Here is a 24583-nt window from a genome sequence, read left to right on the forward strand (position 1 = left end):
ATGGCCCGTTGGGGCGCCCATTTACCTTTTCCTATGAATGCCATTGTTATCCAGCAGCCCGGCGGTCCCGAGGTTCTTCAGCTTCAGCAACAGCCCAAGCCGCAACCGGCGGCGCAAGAGGTGCTCATTCGGGTGCACGCCGCCGGCGTAAACCGGCCCGACGTGCTGATGCGGCAAGGCAAGTACGCCGGCAGCGGCGATGTAACCGGCCTGGTGCCCGGCCTGGAAATTGCCGGCACGGTGGAAGCCTGCGGAGCTGCTGTAACTCGCTGGCATCCCGGCGATGCCGTGTGCGCCCTGCTGCCCGCCGGTGGCTACGCCGGATACGCTGTGGTGGACGCCCGCCACTGCCTGCCCGTGCCAACCAAATTGACCCTAACCGAAGCTGCCGCCCTGCCCGAAACCGTGTTCACAGTGTGGCACAATGTGTTTCAGCGCGGTGGCTTGCAGCCCGGCGAGACCCTGCTGGTGCACGGTGGCAGCAGCGGCATTGGGACCACCGCCATTCAGTTGGCCAAGGCGCTGGGCAGCCGCGTGGCCGTCACGGCCGGCGATGAGACTAAATGCGCCGCCTGCCGAAAATTGGGTGCTGACTGGGCCATTAACTACAAAACCCAGGATTTTGAGGAGGTGCTGAAAGACGAAGGTGTCGATGTGATTCTCGACATGATTGGCGGCGACTACATTGCCAAAAACCTGCGCCTGCTGAAGGACGACGGCCGCCTGGTGTTTGTGAACGCCATGCAGGGCGGCAAAGGCGAATTCAACGCCCTGGAGGTGATGCGGCGGCGGCTGAGCATTACGGGCAGCACACTCCGGCCGCGCTCAGCCGATTTCAAAGCCACGTTGGCCGCTGCCGCAGAGCAGCATGTATGGCCGCTGATTGAGGCGGGAAAATTCCGCCCGGTTATCTACAAAACCTTTCCCCTTGCCGAAGCCGCGGCCGCGCACAAACTAATGGAAAGCAGCGCCCATATTGGCAAAATTGTGCTGGAAATAGGGCAGTAGCCCAAGTAAAAAGGCCCGTTCCATGTTGCTTGGAACGGGCCTTTTTCGGTGAGGGCGGGGGAGTAGCTACGCGCGTTTCCACTTAATGCCGCAGCCAATGGCCTTCGTCTCCTTAGTAGTTGCCGGCTTGCCAGCCAGGATTTCCGTCATGGCATTCTCCACATACTTGGTTTTGGCCAGCTTGGCGTCTTCCGAATTGTCGTCGATTGCGCCGATGTAAGACACCACAAAGTCTGAGCCCTGGCGGGTGAGCACGAAGAGGTGCGGCGTGCGCGTGGCCCCGTAGGTTTTGGCTACCTGTTGCGACTCGTCCTGCAGGTAGGGGAAGGCGTATTTTTTGCTTTGCATGGCGGCGTAGGAGTCGCCGGGGGCCACGGCCGGGTCATTGGGGTTGATGGCCACCACGGGGTAGCCCAGCGGCGCATACTTGGTGTTCAGGTCGATAATGCGGCTTTCGTAGGCTTTGGCGAAGGGGCAGGTGTTGCAGGTAAACACCACGATATAGCCTTTCGCGGCCTTGTTATCGGCCAGCGACACCATTTTGCCGTCGATGTTTTTCAGCTTGAAATCAGTGGCTTTGTCGCCGACTTTGTAGCCATCAGCGGTGGGGCGCAGCACGAAGCTGCTCAGGAACACGAAGCAGAGGGCGAGAAATGGCAGGGCTTTTTTCATGGCTCAAAAAGGTTACGGGTTGATACTTGCAAGATAGTAGTTACTGAATGTTCTTCAGGGCCGCCTGGAGTTCGGCGGCCGACAGCTCCCGCTCGAAGGTGATGCGGCGTTTGGTTTGGTTATTGAAAATCAGTGTGAAAGGCAGTGAGCCCGACCATTTGGCGTCCACTTTGTCAATCCACTCGTTGGGGTCGGGCTCATTCAGTAGCAGCACTTCTGATTTCAGGCCGCGCTGCTTCACAAAGGGTTTTACCTTCTTGTCAAGCTGCGAAGCATAATCTAAGCTCACGAGTAGCACCTTCACCTTTTTGCCGGCATTCGCCATGCGGAGCTGCTCGAAATTGGGCATCTCTTTCACGCAAGGCCCGCACCAGGTTGCCCAGAAATTTACCACGTAGGTTGTGTCAGTGAGCCGCGCCAGCCGCTTTTGCAGCTCCGGAAATTTGATGACGGCAACGTTTTGGGCGAAGACCGGCGCGGAGCAGAGCAAGCTGCCGACCAGAACAAGTGGTTTCAACAAACGCATAGTAAGAAGTGCCGCAACAGGGTTTCCCCACAGACAGGGAAGACCAGCCGGAAGTTGCGCCCAGCCCCGATTTACTCCCCATACAGCAGCGGCGCGGGCAGCCGGAATATGTCGCGCAGGGCACGGCGGGCGGCATAATAGCCGCACATGCCGTGCACACCGCCGCCGGGAGGTGTGGCTGAGGAACACAAGTACAGGCCCCGCTGCGAGGTGCGGTAAGGCGACGCCCGCAGGGCCGGGCGGGTGAACAACTGGCTGATATCCAGTTGGCCGCCGTTGATGTCGCCGCCCACGTAATTGGGGTTGTATTCCTCCATCTGGGCGGTGTCGAAGGTGTGGTGGCCCAGAATACGTTCCCGAAAACCGGGCGCAAAACGTTCGACCTGACGCTCGATGGCCGCGGTCATGTCCACCCGCGAGCCGTTGGGGACGTGGCAGTAGGCCCAGGCGGTGTGTCGGCCGGCCGGGGCCCGGGTTGCGTCGAAGCGGCTTTGCTGGGCCAGTAGCACGAATGGTTTGGCGGGGTGCTGACCATTGGCCGTGGCTTGTTCGCTGGTGGCGATTTCGGCCAGGGTATTGCCCAAGTGGACCGTGCCGGCCTGGGCACAGTCGGGGGCGGTGAAGGGAATGGGTTCGGCCAGTGCCCAGTCGACTTTAAACACGCCCATGCCGTAGCGGTAGCGCCGCAGCTGCCACTGGTAGATACCCGAGAGGCTATGCCCGGCAATCTGAAGCAACTGGGCCGGGGTCACATCAAAAAGCACGGCCCGCGCCGATGGCAGCTGCGCCAGCGAACGCACAAATGTCCCGGTTTCAACCTGCCCGCCCAGGGCCATAAAGTGGGCCAGCAGTGCGTCAGCAATGGCTTGAGAACCGCTTTTGGGCATTGGCCAACCGCCGCGGTGGGCCGCAATCAGCAGCACCAGGGCAATGGCGGCAGTGGTCAGGTTGCTTAGCGGCTGAATGGCGTGGGCAGCCATGCCGGCCAGCAGGCCTTTGGCTTTTTCATCCGTAAAGCGCCGCGCCAACACCGTGGAGGGTAGTAGCGCCGAGAGGCCGAACCGGGCCATATCCAGCGGGTGCTGCGGGAAATGCAACGGCGCCAGCACATCGTTGGCGATGTTGGGCCACCGGGCCACAAGCGGGCCGAGCAGACGCTCATAAACAGCGGCATCGGGGCCGAGGCTGCGGGCAGTATCCGCTAATGATGCGGCTACGGCAGCGGTGCCGTCGTCGAACGGGTGCGCGGCGGCCACGGGGGGGCTGATGTATTCCAGCCCATAGCGGGCCAACGGCAACGTCTGGAAAAAGGGCGAAGCCGCCGCCAACGGGTGAATGGCGGAGCAGATGTCGTGGCGAAAACCGGGTAGCGTTAGCTCGGCCGTGCGCAGGCCCCCGCCGATTTCCTTTTTGCCTTCGAGCAGCAATACCGACAACCCCGCTTGCTGCAGCACAATGGCCGCTGCCAACCCATTGGGGCCGGAACCGACGACGACGGCATCATAGGTGGGCTTGCTCATGCAGGGCGGGAATGGGGTGAATTTTTGTTGGTAAACGAGCGGGAGGTACCCCAAACTCAGGACCCCCAGCCCGACCGTCGCAGAAACTCGGCCAGGCGTGGGTCATCGGCCGACAGCGGCACCAGCCACATATCAACCCGCTCCCGCTCCCACCACAGGCCCTGCAGGTTATCGGGCCGGGCAAACCGGTATCGGTAGCGCACGGCCCGAATATAGCGCGGCGGCTGGCCGGGAAACGGGTTACGGGCAAATAAACTGACCGCATCGGGGTCATTGTGCAGGAGTTTCGACACCAGATTTGCCGTCCAGGGATAGTCGGTGGGCGAGGCCATGGCGGCAAACCACATCTGCCAGTCGAGCCGCAGTTGGTACGGGGCGATTTGGGCCGGGCGCTGGTCGAGGGCCACGGGGAGGCCTTTGTAGGGGTAGGACTGCCAGGTGGCGCTGTCGTTGGGAATGGCATCGCGAGTACCTTCAAACACCACGTTCAGCCGCTCGCGGCCCACCGTGCCGAAGGCTCCGTAGGTGTTCACCAAATCCAGCGGGTCGAAGGACGTATTCATGATTTGGCCCGGCGAAATCATGTTCAGCGCGGGCCGGATGCTGAGCAGCGCGACAACCGCCGTGACCACCCACGCCGCTGTGTGCATCGGGCGCGACACTTTGGCCTGGGCAGCTGCGGCTTCGGCCCGCCGCACCAGCCACCGGGGGAGCAGCCGCGCCCACAAGCCGTCGTCGAAACAAGCCAGGGCCGGCACGATGGTCAGCCAGTTTAAAAACGACAGGTTGCCGCTGAGGATGATGCTTATCTGAAAGAGTATCATCACCACGCCGGCCGCGTGCCGGGCCACGCGCGGCCCGAAGGCAAAAAACGGGGCCAGCAACTCGGCCAGCCAGTTGAACCACACGCCCAGGCGCAGGGCGCCGTGCGGCAAAAAGTGGAACCACCGGCTAAGGGGGCCGGGAATGGGCTGGGTTTCGAAATGGTAGTAGAGGGCCGTGCTATTGCGCCAGACTTCATCGCCGCGCACTTTGATGAGCCCCGCCCCCAGCATCACGCGCACCACCAGCCAGCGAAACAGCACGATGACGGGTTGGGGCGGCGCATACTTCGGAAAAGGCCGCCCATCGAGCAAGGGGCACAGAAAAATGGCCAAAAACCCGGTTTCGGTCAGCTGGATTTCCCAGCCGTAGCCGTACCATTCCTGTCCCACGTGCACGAAGGACATGTAGAGCACCCATAACACTGCCAGCAGCAGTGCATTGGCGAAGCCGGCCGCTACCAGACAGGAAATTCCAAACCCCAGCCAGGCCGCCGCCAGCAAAGCCGTATCGGAATGGCCAAGCCAAAAAATGGACGGCAGCCGCACAAAACCCGCGCCCGCCGACCCCAGCACTGCGCTCGCCCGCTTCAGAAAAAGCCCCACCGGCAGCAGCCCATGCTCCCCAATCAGTGGTACAATCTGATTGATGGCCACCAGAAAAGCCACCGCGTACAGCCCGCCCAGCAGGCGCAGCATAACGAAGCGCGTGAGCCAGTAGGTCGGCGCGGGCAGCGTAGTAGAGGCCTCGGTTTCCATGATGATGCGTACCAATGGAATGGGAATAGCTCAGCAGGCGGCTCGCAGCCTGATGTTTTGGCCGACGCTAGGGCTGGCCGCCGCCGCCCGACGCGCCATAAATCTGGCCCGTGGTAAAACTGGCTTCGTTGGCGGCCAGCTGCACGTAAATAGACGCTAGCTCAACGGGTTGGCCAGGCCGGCTCATGGGTGTTTTAGCTCCGAACTCTTTCAGGTTTTCTTGCGTCGAGCCACCGCTGACCTGCAAGGGCGTCCACACGGGACCAGGGGCCACCCCATTTACCCGAATGCCTTTGGGCGCGAGCTGCTTGGCCAGCGACTTCACGTAGTTCATGGTCGCGGCCTTGGTCTGAGCGTAGTCATACAGGTTCGGCGATGGGTCGTAGGCTTGCTCCGACGTGGTGCCAATGATGGCGGCACCGGGCGGCAGGTGCGGCAGTGCGGCTTTAATAATCCAGAACGGTGCGTAGATATTAGTTTTCATCGTGGCATCGAAATCGGCAGTGGTGAGTTCCAGAATGGACTGGCGCTGCTGCTGCCGGCCGGCGTTATTCACCACAATATCGAGCCCGCCGAGTTGGCGCACGGCTTCGGCCACCAGCTTCTGGCAGAAGGCTTCTTCGCGCAGGTCGCCGGGAATGGCAATGCCCTTGCGGCCTTCGGCTTTAATCAAGGCAATAACTTCTTTGGCATCGGCTTCCTCGGCTGGCAGGTAGTTGATGGCTACATCGGCCCCTTCGCGGGCATAGGCAATGGCGGCGGCGCGGCCCATGCCCGAGTCGCCGCCCGTTATCAGGGCTTTGCGGCCTTGCAGGCGGCCGGAGCCTTTATAACTTTTTTCGCCGTGGTCGGGGCGTGGGTCCATTTGGCTGGCCAGGCCGGGCCAGGGCTGCGACTGCCCTTTGAATGGCGGCTTGGGATACTTAGTGATTGGATTCACCATCGGGTCCGGGGCCGCACCGGCAGGTGCGCCCTGCGCCGAGAATACGGGAGCCACGGCCGCCACCGCCAGGCTGGCTCCCAACCCGCTGATGACCTCCCGCCGGCTGAGTTTATTTTCTTCGTTCATGGTGTTGAAATATAATGTTTTAAGGATATGCGTTCGGTCTATTGTATACCCGTTTTTTGAAGTGGAGGTTGGTTGCGATGCAGTCAAAACGCCTAACCGGAGAAATGCTAGCGACTAAAGCTGCTTACCGTTGAGGCAAGCTCGACCGTGGCTGGTAGATTATCGTTTCTCTTTCCATATGAATAGCCATTCGGCCAGCTCGCAAGTGGGGTGTATTGGCGGGGCTCGACCGTTGGCACCGCGCCGCCGCCCGCTGTCGCTTTACCTTTGCACTACGGCGCAACTTTCGCCGGCAACCCCTGGTTTTTGGTCCATGAATAAGACGTATTGCCCCAGCCTTACCGAATACAAGCGCCGCGTATCGCGCGTGGTCAACATTGGCGGTTTGCCGATGGGTGGCGACTACCCCATCCGCGTGCAGAGCATGACCACCGTGGACACGATGGACACCCTGGGTTCGGTGGAGCAGACGCTGCGCATGGTGGAGGCCGGCTGCGAGTACGTGCGCATCACCGCGCCCAGCATGAAGGAGGCCCAAAACCTGCTGGAAATCAAGAAAGAGTTGCGCAAGCGCGGCTGCAACGTGCCGCTCATCGCCGACATTCACTTCACGCCCAACGCCGCCGAGCTGGCCGCCCGCATCGTGGAGAAAGTGCGCGTGAACCCCGGCAACTACGCCGACAAAAAGAAATTCGAGGAAATTGAATACACCGACGCTACTTATGCGGCCGAGGTAGAGCGCATCCGCGAGCGGTTCCGGCCGCTGGTCCAGATTTGTAAGCAGCACGGCACCGCCATGCGCATCGGCACCAACCACGGCTCGCTGAGCGACCGGATTCTGAGCCGCTACGGCGACACGCCGCTCGGCATGGTGGAATCGGCGCTGGAATTCCTGCGCCTGTGCGAGGAAGAAAACTACTACGACGTGGTGCTGAGCATGAAAGCCAGCAACACCCAAGTGATGGTGCAGGCCTACCGCCTGCTGGTGCAGAAGCTCGACGAGGAAGGCCTGCAGCCCTACCCGTTGCACCTGGGCGTGACCGAGGCCGGCGAGGCCGAAGACGGCCGCATCAAGAGCGCCGTGGGCATCGGCACGCTGCTGGAGGACGGCCTCGGCGACACCGTGCGGGTGAGCCTGACCGAAGCCCCGGAGGCCGAAGCGCCCGTAGCCCGCATGCTCATTGACCGCTACACCGAGCGGGCCGCGCTGGCCCAGCCCATCAAGCCGCTGGTGGGCGAGGTGCCGATAAATCCGTTTCAGTATTTCCGCCGCCACACCCACGAGGTAGCCAATTTTGGCGGGCAGAATGTGCCGCGCGTTATTGCCAGCATTGCCCGCCTGCCCCGCGTGGAATATGCCGACCTGCGCGCCGTGGGCCACCTGTACTCATCGTTTCTGGACAAGTTTCAGATGGCCGACCACGGGGCCGACTACGTGTTCAGCGGCGAGCGGCCGGTACCGTTCATGCTGCCCAACGGCCTTCGGGAAATCGTGACGTACTCGGCCTGGCGCGATGCCGGCAGCCGCCCGCACCACTTCCCGGTGCTCACCGCCGACCGCTACATGGAAGACGTGCCGCGGCATCCGCAGCTCAATTTCCTGCTCATCAGCCTCGATGCGCTCGATACGAAAATGTTGCAACAGCTCCGCCAGGACGCTACCGTGGTGCTGGTGCTGCACACCACCAACGCCCACGCCATGCCGGAGCTGCGTCGCGCTTTCTTCGAGTTGATGGAGCACGATGTTACCTGTCCGGTGGTCATTGCCCGCTCGTTCCCCGACCAGCCGCTGGAGCAAACCCAACTCGATGCGGCCACCGACGTGGGCGGCTTGCTTATTGATGGCCTGGGCGATGGCGTGGTGCTGGGCGTGGAGCTGCTCAGCAACCGCTCGCAGGAGGAATGGCTCGATACGGTGAGTGGCCTAAACCAGCTCTCGTTCGGCATCCTGCAGGCGGCCCGCACCCGCATGAGCAAAACCGAATACATAAGCTGCCCCAGCTGCGGCCGTACCCTGTTCGATTTGCAGGAAACCACGGCCATGATTCGCAAGCGCACCGACCACCTCAAGGGCATCAAAATCGGCATCATGGGCTGCATCGTGAACGGCCCCGGCGAAATGGCCGATGCCGACTACGGCTACGTGGGCGTGGGCAAGGGCAAAATTTCCCTCTACCGCGGCCAGGAAGTCATCAAGAAATCCGTGCCTGAAGAACGCGCCGTGGATGACCTGATTGAGCTGATGCGCGAAGATGGGCGCTGGATTGAGAAGGAGGTCTTGGATGAGCCGGTGGGCGCGTAATATGAACGAGTTTGTCCAGATTTATGCGTACTTAGTTGTTTACGGCGAGAAGTTTTCTCCTAAGGATTTATCAGAGGCTATTGATTTGCAGGCTTCATGTACAGGTTCTACTGAACAGGTGAAATTTAACCGTGGTACCAAATTTATTTATTGGGATTACCAAATAGCCGAAGCTGACAATCAGTTTGAGTTTGAAACGAATTTAGATGCTCTTTGTCAAGCGTTTGAGGTAAGAATTGACCGCCTGCTTGGCTTTGTGAAACAGTATCAGCTTCAGGTTAAGTTGGTAGTTGATATTACTGTTGATAATAATAAAAACGCAAGTCCTTTATTACCAAATAGGGTCTTGGCTCTTGTGCACGAATTGAAAGCCAATATGCAATTTGACATTCATTGCAGGTAATATCACTTACACTTCTCCTTGCGTCGCGTGTCGATAATGTGCGCGATTTTCCAGCCGTCGGCCAGCTTTACCAGCTGGAACGAGTCGTAGCCACAGTGGCTGAATTTGCTGCCCAGGTAAAACTCGTAGGGAGCCCATACGCTGGCCAGGTTGGCATCAATTAACACCCGTTCGAACTGCACCCGCTCGTCCCAGACGGCGGGGTGGGGCGTGCCCACGGCCTTCAGGAAGCCGTTGATACTTTCTATCTCCAGCGTGGGCGGCTGACCGGGCTTGCCGCCGAAACCGTGAAAAACGGCCGCCGGGGCCAGCGTACGGCGCACGGCGGTGCTGTCGCCGCGCCGCATGCCATCGAAAAAGGCGGTAACGGTTTGCTTCACGGCCTCGGGTTCGGATGGGGATTTTTGGGCGTGAGCGGCATGGGTAATGACCAGCAAGCCGGCGAACAGTGAGAAAGTAATAATTTTATTCATCAGGAAAGCATTGGGATGGATAAGGGCGCGCCGCCGAAGCACAGGTTGCGTAGCCGGCAGCGAGGCGAATGTAGCTTTGCGGGCGTATGAAAACAGCCGTCCTCAGTAACCCGCTCACCGCGCAATTTGCCGAAAATGGGTTTGCCGTTCTATCCGATTTCTACGCGTCTGACGAAGTGGCCTCGTTGCTCCACGCCGTAGAAAGCGCGGCGGGCACCGGCCCCAATTTCCGGCGCAGCCAGGAGGTGTTTGCCATTCGGGAGTTGCTGAAAGAAATACCGAACCTCTGGCCGCTGCTCGCTACGCCTGCTCTGCGCAAGTTGCTGGCTGGGTTGTTTCCGGCAGATTGCCAACTCGTGAAAGCCATTTATTTCGATAAGCCCGCCGGCTCAAACTGGCTCGTGGCCTGGCATCAGGACCTGATGATAAATGTGAGCCAGCGCGCCGCCCTGCCCGGTTTCGGCCCCTGGACCAGCAAAGCCGAAGGCGTTTCGGTGCAGCCACCAGTGGCGGTGTTGGAAAACATGGTGACCCTGCGCATTCACCTCGACGACTGCGACGCCACCAACGGCGCGCTGAAAGTGGTGCCCGGCTCGCACCGGCACGGCGTGGTACCGGCCGCCAATGTTGCCGGCTTCACGCCAGATGCCACCGTCTGCGCCGTGCCCGCCGGAGGGGCCATGCTGATGAAGCCGCTGCTACTGCACGCCTCTAACCGCAGCACCAGCCACCGGCCGCGCCGAGTGATGCACCTGGAATTTGCCTCGGTGGAACTGCCGGCCGAGTTGGCCTGGCGTGAGCGCCGCAGCTTGTAGCGCATGCTTCAGCTTGCGCCCGGTCGCGCAATGTCCCACAACGACGCACAAGCTAAAGCATGTGCTACAGCAAATCTTTCTGCCGCGCCGGGTGTTACCTTCGCTACTCCCCAACCTGCTCTGATATGAACGGCAAGAACCTCTTCAACTTCGGCCCGGTCCTCGGTTATTATTTCCGGAAAAACGACCCTAATCGCAAGAATAACTTCAACCTGAAGACCATGCACTTCATCAATAAGCTCAGCTTAGCGATGTTTCTGGTGTGCCTGGTGGTGATGTTGTTCCGCTACGTGCTGTAAGAATAAACGGAATGAACATTGAGGATTTCCGCGACTACTGCCTGCTAAAAGCCGGCGTGACCGAAGAAACACCCTTCGGCCCCGAAACGCTGGTATTCAAAGTAGGCGGCAAAGTGTTTGCCCTGACCGATATCGACACTTTCGGCAGCATCAACCTGAAATGCGACCCCGAGCGCGCTGAAGAGTTGCGCGAGGCCCACGACTACGTGCGGCCCGGCTACCACATGAACAAGAAGCACTGGAACACGGTGCTTATCGGCACCGGCGCTCCGGAAAGCCAGCTCCGCGAGCTGATTGACCACTCGTATGACCTGGTGCGAGCCTCGCTACCGAAAGCCGTAAAGGCCGCGCTGGAACTGTAGCTTGGACTCTGCGAGTCCGAGCGGTGAGCGCAGCGAACATCCGGGACCAGACGAAGCCAGACGCGAAATGCTCGCTCTGCTCGCGGCTCGGACTCGCAGAGTCCAAGCTACGTGCGCTACTGCCCGACCAAAAACACCGCATTGCCAAACATTAGCTTGCCGCTTTGCCAGAAGGCGCGAAACAGCGGATTATCACCCAGATACACTACCTCCCCGCGCCCGAAATCCTGCGCTCCAACCACGAATGTGTCAGTCAACTCTTTGCGGGCTTTAGTGCCAGTGAAACCAGCCGAGTAGCTGTCTTTTTTGATGACACCCACGTTCCAGCCTCCTTTGCCCAGGAAGTTGTAGTTGAGTGGGTTGCGCACCAGGGCGAAGTAGGTATCGCCGTAGCCAAAGGCCAGCGGGTGGGTATTGTCAAGCTGCACGCGGTAGATGCTGCCTTGCACGGCGTCTTCGGCTTCCTCACGCTCGGCGTCGCCGTAGCGGCGCAGCAGGCGGTAGGGGTTGGCCTTGAGGTCTTTCTTGATGGCGGTGGAATCGGTGGTTTTGGGCTTGAGCAGGAAGTCTTTTTTGCCGGAGAGGAATTTGGCCGCGCCTTCGAGGGCGATGAGGCGGCCGCCGTCGCGCACCCAGGCTTTGAGGCTTTCGAGGCTGCGGTCGTTGTACACGTCGGCGTAGCCGCCGTTGGGCAGGATGAGCACGTCGTATTTGTTCAGCGAAACGCGGTTGAGGTAGTCGGTGCCAAGCACCGTGAGCGGGTAGCCGAGCTGCTGCTCGAAGAAGTGCCACACCTCGCCAAACGCCGTGGCATCGATACCCGGCCCGGCTACTACCGCCACATTTGGCTGCTTCACAAAGTGTACCGAGCTGGAACCCAAGTCACGCCCCGAAGTCGAAAACCCCGATTTCACAGCCATCACGGTGGTGCCGGCCGAGTCGGCCTGGGCGCGTACCAGCTGGTCGAACCGGGCCCCGAGGCCCTCGTTGCCGGTGCGGGTGATGATGAGCGTGCCGGGCGCGTACTGCTGGCCTTCCGACTCAAACGCCTTTTCGGCGTAGCGCACCTTCACTTTCTGCTGCAGCAGGCGGCTCAGGAAACGCACGTCCTGCAGGCTGTTCCAGCGGGCCAGGTAGGCGTAGGGGCGTTCGGCGGTGGCGGCGCTGCCCTTCACGCTGGCGGTAGTGGACACGCTGGCCGAGGCATCAAGGCGGCCGGGCACGGCGTAAGATTTCAGACCAAACGCGTAGGGCAGGGCCCAAGAGGTGATGTCGTAGGTGAGCGAGTCTTCAAGCTGCGGCTTGGGCTCGAATAGCACCTTCACCAGCGTCGACTTGGGCTGGTACATGCTGATTACCACGTCGCGGGGCTCGATGGTAACGTCGCCGGTTTTGCCCGTGGTGTAGTTGAAGCCGCGGGTTTTGGTACGCTTCGGCGCGTAGCCGTAGCGGATTTGGTTGCGGTCGAGGTACTGGGTAAAGGCGCGGAGCTGGCCGGGGTCGTTGCCGGCCGCCATTACGTAGCTCTTGAACTCGCCCTGGGGTTTGTTGGCGGCGTTGGCGAAATAGCTCTGAAACTCGCGGACCAGGTCGTCGTGCCGCTCAGCGGTGGCCTGGATAGTAGCTCGGCTGGCGGCGTGGTGGTGGGCAATGCGCTGAGCCAGCGTCAAGGTGTCGCCATCGAGGCGGGCGTAGGCCACGCCGGCGGGGCCGCCGCCGCCCTGCTCATACGTCATGCCGATGGCACCGTTGAAGCTGGGCCAGGTGTCGCCGTAGGTGGGGGCGTACAGGTCGTAGACTTCGCGGGTGAAATACAGCCAGTTGTTCTTGTCGAAAGCCACCTTGTTGTAGTCGCCCAGCACGCCCTGGAACCTGCGCTGCCAGGCCGTGAGGTCGGCGTGGTAGGGCTTGGCGGCGGGCGAGAAGTAGTAGGTGTTGTTCGGCCCCATCTCGTGGAAGTCGGCGTGGACTTCGGGCAGCCACTGGTTGTAGAGGGCAATGCGCTGGCGGGTTTCCTGCTGGGTTTGCCAGGCCCAGTCGCGGTTCAGGTCGAAGTAGTAGTGGTTGAAGCGGCCGCCGGGCCAGGGCTCGTGGTGCTCCCAGGAGTCGGGGCCGGCGTTGACGGACTGGTTGCGCACGCGGTTGTACCAGTTCACGTACCGGTCGTGGCCGTCAGGGTTGATGCAGGGGTCGACGATAACGACGGTGTTTTTCAGCCAGTCCTGCATCTGCTGGTCCTGCGGGTTGGCCAGGTCGTAGAGCACCTGCATCACGGCTTCGGAACTCACGGCCTCGTTGCCGTGCACGTTGTAGCTCAGCCAGCACACGCCGGGCAGCTGGCGCTGGGCGCTGCCACTTTCCAGGCCGGCGAGGCGTAGGTTGTTGTGGCGCACATCCTCCAGCCGGCCAAAATTCTCAGCGCTGGCTACCTGCACCACTTCCAGCGGGCGCTGCTCGTAAGTGCGGCCGTAGCGCACCAGCTTCATGCGGCCGGGCGTGTGCGCCGTGATATGCGTCACGTAGCGCAGCAGTTCGGCGTGCGGCGTGAACTGCGCGCCCAGCTTGTAACCCAGAAATTGCTCAGGCGTGAGCAGCGGGCCGGCCGCATCAGCGGTTTGGGCGCGGGTGGCGAAGCCAGTGATTAGGAGTGTCGCCAGTAATCCAAAAAAGCGGCGTCCAGGATTGAGAAAGTGCATTATAAGGCTGGGGTAATGCTGGGTTGTGGTATGCAAAGATGACGCATGGTTCACGTTTGTAAGCCCCAGCGGGGCGGCATATCGGTAGAAATACCAAATCCATCAATTTCGAAAGCCCCAGCGGGGCGACACCCGGATAATAGGTGTCGCCCCGCTGGGGCTTTTTCATTCTTTCGTAGGCTATTACTACCGATATGCCGCCCCGCTGGGGCTAAGCCTGCAGCAAGTATGATTTAGTAGCATGCCAACAAAAAGGCCCGCTGCAATCACAGCGGGCCTTTTTTGTGTCCATAAATCAGAAGCGCCTACACCACCACGTTCACCATACGGCCGGGTACCACAATCACCTTCTTGGCCGACTTGCCTTCGCCGTGCTTGGCCAGGAAATCGGAGGCCAGGACGGCAGTTTCAATCTCGGCGGCGGTGGCGGCGGCGGCAAACTGCATCTGCTCGCGCACTTTGCCGTTGATGGCCAGCGGGTAGGTCACGGTGTCTTCCACCAGGTATTCCTCGCGGAACTCGGGGTAGCTGGCCGTGGAGATGCTGCCGGGCTCGTGGCCCAGCTCCTGCCACAGCTCCTCGGCCAGGTGCGGGGCGTAGGGTGACACCAGCAGCACGAGCGGCTCCAGAATGGCGCGCTTGTGGCACTTGAGGGCCGTGAGCTCGTTCACGGTAATCATGAACAGGCTGACGGAGGTGTTGAAGCTGAACTTCTCGATGTCTTCCTGCACCTTTTGGATGGCGCGGTGCAGCACCTTGAGCTCGGCGGGCGTCGCGGGCTCGTCAGTCACGGCGAGGGGGCCGTCTTCGGGGTGGAAGAGGCGCCAGAACTTCTTGAGGAAGCTGCCCACGCCGCTGATGCCGTTGGTGTTCCAGGGTTTGTACTGCTCCAGCGGGCCGAGGAACATTTCGTAGAGGCGCAGGGCATCCGCGCCATATTTGTCGATTAGAATGTTGGGGTTAACAACATTGTACTTCGACTTAGACATTTTTTCGACTTCCGAAGCCGTCAGGAAAACATCAGAACCACCGAATGGGAAAGCGGTGAAGCTGCCATTTTGCCAATAGCCACCAGCACAAACGAAAACCGCATCTTGAATATCTGGGTGCGACGACAGATACTTATCGATATCAAGTTTGTTGTTTTCGACTTGCGAAATATCAACGTGCAGTGCCGTTAAGCTGCCAGAGCTAACGCCCTCAATTGAGCGGAATCTGTCTCGGATATCTTGGCTGACAAACACATTCTTCGTTGGCAAACTGAGCTCAAATTCACTTGACGAAAAGTGCAGCTTGGTGAAAGGAGTATCTAAAGCTGCTTGAGTTTCTGCAGTTGTTGCCTCTGGTTTTACAGCTTGATTCAATCGATAAATCTTCTCCGAAACACCCAGAATCATTCCCTGGTTAATCAGTTTCTGGAATGGCTCGTTGCTGCTGACGAGGCCCAAATCCTTCAGGAACAGGTACCAGAAGCGGGCGTAGAGCAGGTGGCCGGTGGCGTGCTCGGCCCCGCCCATGTAGAGGTCCACGCTGCCCCAGTAGTGCTCAGCGGGTTCCGAAACGAAGCGGGCTTCGTTGGTGGGGTCCATGTAGCGGAGGTAGTACCACGATGAGCCCGCCCAGCCGGGCATGGTGCTCAGCTCGTAGGGGTATTGGCCGCGGTAGAGCCAATCCTGGGCGCGGCCGAGGGGCGGCTCGCCGGTTTCGGTGGGCTTGTATTCGTCGATTTCGGGCAGCACGAGGGGCAGGTCGGCCTCGGCGATGCCGTAGGCGGTACCGTCCTTATAGTAAATCGGAATGGGCTCGCCCCAGTAGCGCTGGCGGCCGAAAATGGCGTCGCGCTGGCGGAAATTTACCTTGCCCTTGCCCAGGCCCTTCACTTCGAGGAAGGCGATGAGCTTGGCCGTGGCTTCCTTATAGGTGAGGCCGTTGATGATGCCGGAGTTGATGTAGCGGCCTTCCTTGGTGGGGTCGGCCTGCTGGTCGAGGCCCTGCTGGGCATCGGAAATGGCGGGGATGGGAAGGTTGAAGTGCTTGGCAAACAGGTAGTCGCGCTGGTCGCCGCTGGGCACGGCCATCACGGCGCCGGTGCCGTAGCCAGCCAGCACGTAGTCGGCCAGCCAGATGGGCACGGGCTCGTTGTTCACCGGGTTCAGGGCGTAGGCGCCGGTGAACACACCGGACACGGCCTTCACGTCGGTCATGCGGTCGCGCTCCGAGCGGCGCTTGGTAGCGGCGATGTACTCATCCACGGCGGCGCGCTGGCCGGGCGTGGTCAACTCGTCCACCAGCTCGTGCTCGGGGGCCAGCACTAGGAAGGTGGCCCCGTAAATGGTGTCGACGCGGGTGGTATAGACTTTGATTTGCGCGGTTTCGGAACCCTGCACCGGGAAGGTGACTTCGGCCCCGATGCTCTTGCCAATCCAGTTGCGCTGCATCTCCTTCACGGCATCGGGCCAGTCGAGCTGGTCGAGGCCCTGCAGGAGGCGGTCGGCGTAGGCGGTGATGCGCAGGTTCCACTGGGGCATGAGGCGGCGCTCGACGGGGAAGCCGCCGCGCTCCGAGAGGCCGTCCTTCACTTCATCATTCGAGAGCACCGTGCCCAGGCCGGGGCACCAGTTCACGTAGGTGTCCTGCTGGTAAGCGAGGCGGTAGGGAAGCACGGCGGCCAACTTCTGCTTTTCGCTGAACAAGGCCCACTGGCCGGCCGAGAAGCTGAGGCGGTCGCCGTCATCGCCGGCGGCACGAATGCCCTCGCTGCCGCTGGCGGCAAAGCGGGCGGTGAGCTCGGTGAGGGGCTCGGCCTTGTTGGTGTCGAGGTTGTACCAGGAGTTGAACAGCTTGAGGAAAATCCACTGCGTCCACTTGTAATAAGAGGCGTCCGAGGTCCGCACTTCGCGGCTCCAGTCGTAGCTGAAACCGAGGCTGCTGAGCTGCTGCACGTAGGTTTCGATGTTCTTCTCGGTGGTGAGCGCGGGGTGCTGGCCGGTCTGGATGGCGTACTGCTCGGCGGGCAGGCCGAAGGAGTCGAAGCCCATGGGGTGCAGCACGTTGAAGCCGCGCAGGCGCTTGTAGCGCGTCACGATATCGGAGGCAATGTAGCCCAGCGGGTGCCCTACGTGCAGGCCCGCCCCGGAGGGGTAGGGAAACATGTCGAGCACGTAGTACTTGGGCTTGTCGGAGTGGTTCTCGGTGCGGAAAGTGCGGTGCGCTTTCCAGTGGGCCTGCCACTTCTTTTCAATTTCTTCGGGACGGTATGCGGGCATCTTGCGCGGAGTTTATTCCGGGCAAAGGTAGGACGTAGCGGAAGTAGCGCATAGTAGCGCGAACTTTGTAGTTCGCGTCCCCGCGCCGTTTCGTTATTCCAAGCGGCGTGGGGACGCGGACTACAAAGTCCGCGCTACATGGCCCGCATCCCCAAAGAATTAGTTGACCACATCATCCAGACCGCCGACATCGTGGAAGTCGTCGGCGACTTCGTGCAGCTCAAGCGCAAAGGCCAGAATCTGTGGGCGCCGTGCCCGTTCCACAACGAGAAATCGCCGTCCTTCTCCGTAAACCCGGCCAAAAGCCTGTACAAATGCTTCGGCTGCGGCAAGGCCGGCGGCGTGGTGCAGTTTGTGATGGACGTGGAGGGCACCAGCTACGTGGAGGCCCTGAAATACCTCGCCAAGAAGTACGCCATCGAGATTCAGGAAGAGGAAAAGACGCCCCAGCAACAGCTGGAGCAGAACGAGCGGGATTCCCAATTCATCGTCTCGGACTTCGCCAAAAACCACTTCCACCGCCTGCTGCTCAACTCCGAGGAGGGTATGAGCATCGGCTACGGCTACCTCAAGGAGCGCGGCCTCAACCTGAGCACCATCCAGACCTTCGAGCTCGGCTACTCGCTCGACAGCTGGGACGACCTGATGAAAGCCGCCGAAACGGCCGGCTTCGATAAGAAATACCTGGAAAAAACCGGCCTCACCGTCATCCGGACCGACGACCAGGGCAAAGACACCGGCCGGCGCTACGACCGGTTCCGGGGCCGCGTGATGTTTCCAATTCACAACATCAGCGGCCGGGTGGTGGGCTTTGGGGCGCGTACCCTGAAGCGCGACGACAAGATGGCGAAGTACCTGAACTCGCCCGAGTCAGAGATTTACCACAAGTCGGACGTGCTGTATGGCTTGTTCCAAGCTCGGCAGGCCATCCGGACGCAGGAGGTTTGCTACCTCGTGGAAGGGTATCTGGACGTGCTCAGCCTATACCAAGGCGGCATCAAGAATGTGGTGGCCTCGTCGGGTACCTCGCTCACCGAGGGACAAATCCGGCTTATCAAGCGGTACTCCGATAATGTGACGGTGTTGTATGACGGTGACGCGGCTGGTATCAAGGCCTCGCTGCGCGGGACGGACTTGCTGCTCGAAGGTGGCCTGAACGTGCGCGTGGTGCTCTTTCCCGATGGCGACGACCCTGACAGCTACATCCGCAAAGTGGGCGACCAGCGCTTCACCGAATACATCGAAACCAAGAGCCAAGACTTCATCACTTTCAAAACCACGCTCGTTGCCCGCGAGGCCAGCAACGACCCGGTAAAGAAGGCCGAAGCCATCCGCGACGTGCTCCACAGCATTGCCAAGGTGCCCGATGCCATCAAGCGCCAGGTGTTTTTGCAGCAGACTTCAGGCATTTTCGGTATCGATGAGCAGGTGCTCATCACCGAGTACAACAAGCTGGTGAAATCGCCCGGCGCGGCGGCCAAACCCAGCGGCCCGCCCGATAACCGGGGCAACTACGGCAACGGGGCCGGCAGTGCCAACAGCGGTTTTCCGCCCAGCTCCAACCCGCGCTCGGCCCCCGCGCCGCGCCCGATGACGGACGAGGAAGAGGCCGAAATGCTGATGTACGGCGGGGCCGAAGCGGCCGCCGCCCTGCAAGGCATGAGCGCCGGCTTCCCGTCGGGCCCCGCCCAAAAGGAGGAAGAAGAGGACCTGCCCGACATGCTTAAGGTATGTGAGCGGGAGGTGCTGCGCCTGCTGGTGCTCTACGCCGCGCGCGAAGTGGAAGAGGAAATCAGCGTGGCGGCCTACCTGCTGGGCCAGCTCGACGAAGCGCCGCTCAAGACGCCGCTTTTCGCCGAGATGTGGGAAATCTGTCGGCAGGAGCTGCTGGCCGGCCGCTTCCCCGACGCCCGGCTGCTGGCCCAGAACGAGCGGGAGGACATCCGCCAGCTCATCACCGACCTGGCCACCGAGCGTTACGAAATCAGCCCGAACTGGCGCACCAAGGAAATTTACGTTTTCAACGAAGTGGACCTGCCCAAGCTGGCCTGCGACAACGCCGTGCTGCGCCTCAACAAAGTGCACGTGCAGCGTGAGCTCGACCGGGCCATGGACCGCTTGCGCCTGCCCGGCCTCGACGACGTGGAAATGTTCGAGATTCTGGGCAACATCAAGAACCTGAAGCAGCTTGACAACCAGCTGGCCGGAATGCTGGGTACAGTTATTCCGCGCGGTACTTAATTACCCTGTTTGTCAATGCTCAATCGTCTCAACATCAATCGGCTGATTCTGGCCGTTGTGCTCACCGTAGCCAGCCTGGTCATTGGCATGACGGGCTTCACCTACATCGAGCACTACGGCCCCGTCGATGCGTTTTACATGACGGTGACAACCATTGCCACGGTGGGCTTTGGCGAAATTCACACGTTTTCGGAAGCCGGCCGGCTGTTCGTCTCCTTCTACATCCTCTACAACCTGGTGGTGGTGGCCTACCTCGTGTCGGTTTTCTCCTCCTTTATCTTTGACGGCGAGCTGCGCAAAATTTACAAGATGATTCGAACCGACCAGGAGATAAAGCGTTTCAGCGGCCACGTCATTGTGTGCGGTTTTGGCCGCAACGGCCGCCGCGCCTACCAGGAACTGCGGGCCAGCGGTGCCCGTGTGGTGGTGGTGGAGTCGAATCAGGAGCTGATGAAAAACATCACCGAAGGCCACACCGGCGAGGATTATGACGGCGACGGCGTGCCCGGTGGCAACATCTTCACCGTCTTCGGCGATGCCACTACCGACCTCGTGCTCAAGCAGGCTGGGGTGGAGCGGGCTTCGGCCCTCATCACCTCGCTGCCCAAAGACGCCGACAACGTGTTCGTGGCCCTCTCGGCCCGGGCCCTGAACCCGCGCCTGAAAATCATCGCCCGCGCCTCCCTCAAAACCTCGGAAAGCAAGCTCCTCTCGGCCGGGGCCGATTCGGTGGTGATGCCCGACGAAATCGGCGGCTCGCACATGGCCAAGCTGGTGGTGCGCCCCGAAGTTATTCGCTTTCTGGACCTGATTTCGGGTCTCAGCGCCGATAAGCTGCGCCTCGAAGAAATGACGTTTCAGCAGTTGCGTAGAGATTTGCACGGCCGCAGCATTCGCGAGCTCGACGTGCGCTCCGTCACCGGGGCCACCATCATCGGCCTGCGCCAGGCCGATGGCTCCCTGCTCGTGAGCCCGCCCGTGGACTACGTGCCCAAACCCGGCGACGTGCTGCTGGTGCTCGGCAGCGAGGAGCAGATAGAAAACTTCGAAGTGCGCTTCCGGCAACTGTAATTGGGTTAAATGTTAGGGGTTAAGAGGTAAGAGTTGGCGTATTAACAGGCCTCTCCACCAACTCTCAACTCTTAACTCTTAACTCCTAACTCAACTAAATGCACATACTGCAACTTTGTCCCCGCGTTCCTTACCCGCTCACTACCGGAGGCGCTATTGCTATGTATGACGTGGCCGCGGGCCTGGTGCAGGCCGGCCACCGCGTCACCATGCTGGCCATCAACACGCCCAAGCACCACCAGCCGGCTGATGCGCTCGACCATTTGGGGCCGAATTTCCGGTTGGTGACGGTGGACGTGAACACGGACATTACGCCGGTGAAGGCGCTGAAAAACCTGCTCCTGAGCCGCCAGCCCTACATCGTGGAGCGGTTCATCAGCCCGAAGGTGGGGGAGAAGCTGGTGGAGATTCTGCAAAATGAAACGGTAGACGCGGTGCAGTTTGAGGGCACGTTCGCCGCCTGGTATGCCGAGCTGCTGGGCCGCCGCGAAAATGCCAGCCTGCGCGTGCCGCCGCTGGTGCTGCGCGCTCACAACCTGGAGCACACCATCTGGCAGATGCTGGCCGGGCGCGCGGGTAACCCGCTCAAACGTTTCTATCTGCGCGACATGTCCGCCCGTTTGGCGCGCTTTGAGCGCCGGCACCTGGCCCAGTTCGATGCCGTGGCCGCCATCACCGACGACGATGCGCAACGCCTGCGCGCCCTGGGTTGCCCGGAGCCGGTAGTGTTCATCCCGGCTGGCGTTGATTTCACGCGCTTTCAACCTAACCCGGCCGTGAAGCCCAAGCCGCGCACCCTCTTCATGATTGGCTCGCTGAACTGGCTGCCCAACCTGGAGGGCCTGCACTGGCTGCTGCGCGAAATCTGGCCCACCATCCACGCCGAAATGCCCGATGTGGAGCTGCACATCGCCGGCAGCGGCACCCCCGATGACCTGCTGCGCCCGCGTACCGACAACGTATTTGTGCACGGCTTCGTGGAGTCCGCCCCGGCCTTTATGCAGCAATATGAGCTGATGCTGGTGCCGTTGCTCAGCGGCGGCGGCATGCGCATCAAAATCATCGAAGCCATGGCGCTGGGCAAAGCTGTGCTGAGCACCGCGCTGGGCGCCGAAGGCATTGCCGTGCGCGACGGCCACGACATCGTGCTGCGCGACTCTGCCGCCGAATGGCTGGACGCCCTCCGCGCCTGGGGCCGGGGCGAAACGCCCGTGGCCGCCATCGGGGCGGCGGCCGCCCACACCGCCACCCACGTCTACGACCGCCGCCGGGTAACCGCGCAGTTCGTGGATTTATACGAGCGGCTACGGCCGGTGCCGGTTAGCTGATGGTGACTGTTGTACTCCAGCTGGTGTTTTGGGGCTGCCTGCTGCTGGTGGCGCATACCTACGTGCTGTTTCCGGTGCTACTGGGGTGGCTGGCCCGGGGCCGCCGCCAAAACCCGGACGTGTACCCGCCCGGCGCGCCCGACCTGCCAGCGGTGGATATCCTGCTGGCCGCGCACAACGAGGAAGCCGTGATTGCGGAAAAAATTCGCTCCACCTTCGCCACCACCTACCCGCTCGACCGGCTGCGGCTGCTGGTGGGCTCCGATAATTCCTCGGACCAGACCAACGCCCTGCTGGCCGCGCTGGCCGAAAAACACCCGCAGCTGCACTTCGAAGCCTACCACCAGCGCACCGGCAAGCCCGGCGTGATTGACCGGCTGGCCCGGCAGGCCACCGCCCCGGTGCTGGTACTCACGGACGCCAACGTATTTTTTGCGCCCGATACCTTGTTTGAGTTGGTCAAACACTTCCACAACCCGGCCATTGGCCTGGTGGGCGGCAACATTATCAACCCCGACCACCGGGCCGAAGGCATTTCGGGCCAGGAGAAAGCCTACCTGGAGCGCGAAAACCTGATGAAATTCCAGGAAGGCGTGGTGTGGGGCGCGATGATGGGGGCTTTCGGCGGCTGCTTTGCGGTGCGACGGGCCTGCTACCACCCGGCCCCGGCCGAGTTTCTGGTCGACGACTTTTACATCACCATGGCGGTCCTGCGCGATGGCTACCAGGCCATCAATGAGCTGGACGCCGTTTGCTACGAGGACGTGTCGGACCACCTGCCCGAGGAGTTCCGGCGGAAGGCGCGCATCTCGGCCGGCAATTTCCAGAACCTGCGCGAGTTCCGGCGGCTGCTGTGGCCGCCGTGGCGCGGGGTGGCGTTTGCGTGGTGGTCGCACAAGGTGCTGCGCTGGCTCACGCCGCAACTGCTGCTGCTGCTGCTGGCGGCCACGGTGGGGCTGGTAGTGGGCGGGGCGGGGTGGTTTTTCCAGCTGGCGCTGGCGGGGCAACTGGGGCTGCCGCTGCTGCTGCTGGTTGATAAGGCGCTGGGCCGGTGGGGCCGGCACCCCCGTCTGCTGCGCTTCATCACCCACTTTTATAGCATGAACGCGGCCCTGCTGCTGGGCTACTGGCGCTACCTGCGGGGCATTAAAACCACCGTGTGGCAGCCCACGCAGCGCTTTCAACAGGCGAAATAGTCTTTTTAAGGGCAGATGCGAAGTAGCGCGGACTTTGTAGTCCGCGAGTCCAACGATTCCCGTCGCGGACTACAAAGTCCGCGCTACTTCCTTTGGCAAACCGGGCTTAGCCAAAGGCGCGGCCAGCCGGCGCTAACTTTGCGCCCGCCCTCGTTGTTATGGGCCGAAATACTTCACCCCCATGCTTGACTCCATCGAATCCGCCATTGCCGACATCCGGGCTGGCAAAGTGGTTATTGTCGTCGACGACGAAGACCGCGAAAACGAGGGCGACTTTATCTGCGCGGCCGCCTGCGCCACCCCCGAAATCATCAATTTCATGGCCACCCACGGGCGCGGCCTGGTCTGTGCCTCATTGCCCGAGGAGCGCTGCGAAGAGCTGGGTCTCGACCTGATGGTGGGCCACAACACGGCGCTGCATGCCACGCCGTTCACGGTGTCAGTCGATTTGCTGAAGAACGGGGTGACCACCGGCATTTCGGCTTCGGACCGCAGCAAGACCATCCTGGCCCTCATCGACCCCACCACCAAGCCCGAGGAGCTGGGTAAGCCCGGCCACATCTTCCCGCTCAAGGCCCGCAAGGAAGGCGTGCTGCGCCGCGCCGGCCACACCGAAGCGGCCGTGGATTTGGCCCGTCTGGCGGGGCTGGCCCCGGCCGGGGTGCTGGTCGAAATCCTGAAGGAAGACGGCGAGATGGCCCGCCTGCCCGACCTCGAAATCGTGGCCAAAAGGTGGGGCCTGAAACTAATTTCGGTGCAGGACCTCATCAAATACCGACTCGCTACGGAAAGCCTCATTCACCGCGAAATTTCGGTGAAAATGCCCACGGAGGACGGTGATTTCGACCTGTACGCCTTCACCCAGAATTCGAACGGGGCCAAGCATCTGGCCCTGGTGAAGGGCGACATCAGCGGCCCAGAGCCGGTGCTGGTGCGCGTGCACAGCTCCTGCGTGACGGGCGACATCTTCGGCTCGTGCCGCTGCGACTGCGGCCCGCAGCTGCGCCAGGCCATGCGCCAGATTGAGCGCGAAGGCCGCGGCGTGATTGTGTACATGAACCAGGAGGGCCGCGGCATCGGCCTACTCAACAAGCTGAAAGCCTACAAGCTGCAGGAGCAGGGCCGCGACACCGTACAGGCCAACGAAGACCTCGGCTTCAAAGGCGATGAGCGCGACTACGGCGTGGGCGCCAGTATCCTGCGCGACCTAGGCATCCGCCAGATGCGCCTGCTCACCAACAATCCGAAGAAGCGCACCGGCCTCATCGGCTACGGGCTGGAAATCGTGGACACGCTGCCCATCGAAATCAGCGCCAACCCGCACAACGAGGCCTACCTAGCCACGAAGCGCGACAAGATGGGGCACGACATCATGCGTGTGGTTTCGGCGGAAACACCGGCGGCGTAGGGAGTAGCGCGAACTATAAAGTTCGCGCTACTCTTTTCAGCAGGGCCTGCCCGCTACCCAATCGCTGCTCGATGCCCGCTACAACGCTAACGCCACCTTCTAGGAGGTGCACGAGGCTCAGATAACCCAGATTTACGAGCTCGACAAAGCCATTGGCGTGTTTGAAGCCGTGAACCCGGAGCTATTCTAGGGCTTTAAATCGGCTTGGGCGCTGCTGGATTCGGCCGGGGGCAAGGTCAAGAAGAGTAAGGCGGCGTAGCGCGGACTCTGTAGTCCTCGTCCTAGCTGGCGAGCATCTTCTGTTCAAAGCTTGTATTAAATGAGACTTTTTGCTGCTATAGCTGCCTT

Annotated in this window: 19 protein-coding genes; 11 read left to right on the forward strand and 8 right to left on the reverse strand. The window is 61.2% G+C overall.

Features of this window, described 5'->3' with window-relative positions:
- The first annotated feature begins 33 nt into the window (after positions 1-33).
- Positions 34-1008, forward strand: coding sequence for an NAD(P)H-quinone oxidoreductase (locus ACYVM5_RS17435; protein WP_460619373.1), 975 nt, complete (start codon positions 34-36; stop codon positions 1006-1008).
- A 66-nt stretch (positions 1009-1074) separates the two neighbouring features.
- Here ACYVM5_RS17435 and ACYVM5_RS17440 read toward each other — a convergent pair whose 3' ends face one another.
- The 5 genes from ACYVM5_RS17440 to ACYVM5_RS17460 all read right to left on the reverse strand — a co-directional run bounded on the left by ACYVM5_RS17440 (position 1075) and on the right by ACYVM5_RS17460 (position 6375).
- On the reverse strand, positions 1075-1680 hold the full coding sequence (locus ACYVM5_RS17440) for a thioredoxin family protein (protein ID WP_460619374.1): 606 nt from the start codon (positions 1678-1680) through the stop codon (positions 1075-1077).
- A 40-nt stretch (positions 1681-1720) separates the two neighbouring features.
- Positions 1721-2197: a TlpA family protein disulfide reductase gene (locus ACYVM5_RS17445; RefSeq protein WP_460619375.1), complete on the reverse strand. Its 477-nt coding sequence runs from the start codon at positions 2195-2197 to the stop codon at positions 1721-1723.
- A gap of 80 nt (positions 2198-2277) precedes the next feature.
- Positions 2278-3726: a phytoene desaturase family protein gene (locus ACYVM5_RS17450; RefSeq protein ID WP_460619376.1), complete on the reverse strand. Its 1449-nt coding sequence runs from the start codon at positions 3724-3726 to the stop codon at positions 2278-2280.
- 56 nt (positions 3727-3782) lie between these two features.
- Positions 3783-5321, reverse strand: a complete 1539-nt coding sequence (locus ACYVM5_RS17455) for a lipase maturation factor family protein (protein WP_460619377.1) — start codon at positions 5319-5321, stop codon at positions 3783-3785.
- A gap of 52 nt (positions 5322-5373) precedes the next feature.
- A complete protein-coding gene (locus ACYVM5_RS17460; protein WP_460619378.1) occupies positions 5374-6375 on the reverse strand; it encodes an SDR family oxidoreductase in 1002 nt (333 codons plus the stop codon).
- 313 nt (positions 6376-6688) lie between these two features.
- Between ACYVM5_RS17460 and ispG the strand changes: the two genes are divergently transcribed.
- Together ispG and ACYVM5_RS17470 are read left to right on the forward strand one after the other, a co-directional pair.
- Positions 6689-8677, forward strand: a complete 1989-nt coding sequence (gene ispG, locus ACYVM5_RS17465; protein ID WP_460619379.1) for a (E)-4-hydroxy-3-methylbut-2-enyl-diphosphate synthase — start codon at positions 6689-6691, stop codon at positions 8675-8677.
- Position 8678: 1 nt separating this feature from the next.
- Positions 8679-9080 carry a DUF4279 domain-containing protein gene (locus ACYVM5_RS17470; RefSeq protein WP_460619380.1) on the forward strand — a complete coding sequence of 134 codons (402 nt, stop codon included), beginning with the start codon at positions 8679-8681 and terminating at the stop codon, positions 9078-9080.
- 2 nt (positions 9081-9082) lie between these two features.
- On the opposite strand, the gene ACYVM5_RS17475 is transcribed toward ACYVM5_RS17470, so the two are convergent.
- Positions 9083-9553, reverse strand: a complete 471-nt coding sequence (locus ACYVM5_RS17475) for a nuclear transport factor 2 family protein (protein ID WP_460619381.1) — start codon at positions 9551-9553, stop codon at positions 9083-9085.
- 86 nt (positions 9554-9639) lie between these two features.
- Between ACYVM5_RS17475 and ACYVM5_RS17480 the strand changes: the two genes are divergently transcribed.
- From ACYVM5_RS17480 to ACYVM5_RS17490, 3 genes are all read left to right on the forward strand, one after another.
- A complete protein-coding gene (locus ACYVM5_RS17480) occupies positions 9640-10368 on the forward strand; it encodes a phytanoyl-CoA dioxygenase family protein (RefSeq protein ID WP_460619382.1) in 729 nt (242 codons plus the stop codon).
- Between the two features lie 125 nt (positions 10369-10493).
- Positions 10494-10667, forward strand: coding sequence for a DUF6728 family protein (locus tag ACYVM5_RS17485; RefSeq protein ID WP_198068543.1), 174 nt, complete (start codon positions 10494-10496; stop codon positions 10665-10667).
- Positions 10668-10678: 11 nt separating this feature from the next.
- Positions 10679-11029 (forward strand): MmcQ/YjbR family DNA-binding protein, encoded by a 351-nt coding sequence (locus ACYVM5_RS17490; protein ID WP_460619383.1) that lies wholly within the window; start codon positions 10679-10681, stop codon positions 11027-11029.
- Positions 11030-11145: 116 nt separating this feature from the next.
- Here ACYVM5_RS17490 and ACYVM5_RS17495 read toward each other — a convergent pair whose 3' ends face one another.
- Together ACYVM5_RS17495 and ACYVM5_RS17500 are read right to left on the reverse strand one after the other, a co-directional pair.
- A complete protein-coding gene (locus tag ACYVM5_RS17495; RefSeq protein ID WP_460619384.1) occupies positions 11146-13725 on the reverse strand; it encodes a M14 family metallopeptidase in 2580 nt (859 codons plus the stop codon).
- Positions 13726-14030: 305 nt separating this feature from the next.
- The gene (locus ACYVM5_RS17500; RefSeq protein WP_460619385.1) at positions 14031-16991 is read right to left on the reverse strand and encodes a leucine--tRNA ligase; all 2961 of its coding nucleotides are present in this window, start codon (positions 16989-16991) and stop codon (positions 14031-14033) included.
- A 138-nt stretch (positions 16992-17129) separates the two neighbouring features.
- Between ACYVM5_RS17500 and dnaG the strand changes: the two genes are divergently transcribed.
- From dnaG to ACYVM5_RS17525, 5 genes are all read left to right on the forward strand, one after another.
- On the forward strand, positions 17130-19232 hold the full coding sequence (gene dnaG / locus ACYVM5_RS17505) for a DNA primase (RefSeq protein ID WP_460619386.1): 2103 nt from the start codon (positions 17130-17132) through the stop codon (positions 19230-19232).
- Positions 19233-19247: 15 nt separating this feature from the next.
- Positions 19248-20303 (forward strand): potassium channel family protein, encoded by a 1056-nt coding sequence (locus tag ACYVM5_RS17510; RefSeq protein WP_460619387.1) that lies wholly within the window; start codon positions 19248-19250, stop codon positions 20301-20303.
- A 98-nt stretch (positions 20304-20401) separates the two neighbouring features.
- Positions 20402-21631: a glycosyltransferase family 4 protein gene (locus tag ACYVM5_RS17515; RefSeq protein WP_460619388.1), complete on the forward strand. Its 1230-nt coding sequence runs from the start codon at positions 20402-20404 to the stop codon at positions 21629-21631.
- A complete protein-coding gene (locus tag ACYVM5_RS17520) occupies positions 21631-22827 on the forward strand; it encodes a glycosyltransferase family protein (RefSeq protein WP_460619389.1) in 1197 nt (398 codons plus the stop codon). The genes ACYVM5_RS17515 and ACYVM5_RS17520 overlap by 1 nt, the downstream gene beginning before the upstream one ends.
- A gap of 181 nt (positions 22828-23008) precedes the next feature.
- Positions 23009-24235, forward strand: a complete 1227-nt coding sequence (locus ACYVM5_RS17525) for a bifunctional 3,4-dihydroxy-2-butanone-4-phosphate synthase/GTP cyclohydrolase II (RefSeq protein ID WP_460619390.1) — start codon at positions 23009-23011, stop codon at positions 24233-24235.
- Positions 24236-24583: the final 348 nt, after the last annotated feature.

It is taken from the genome of Hymenobacter ruber, from assembly GCF_054783255.1.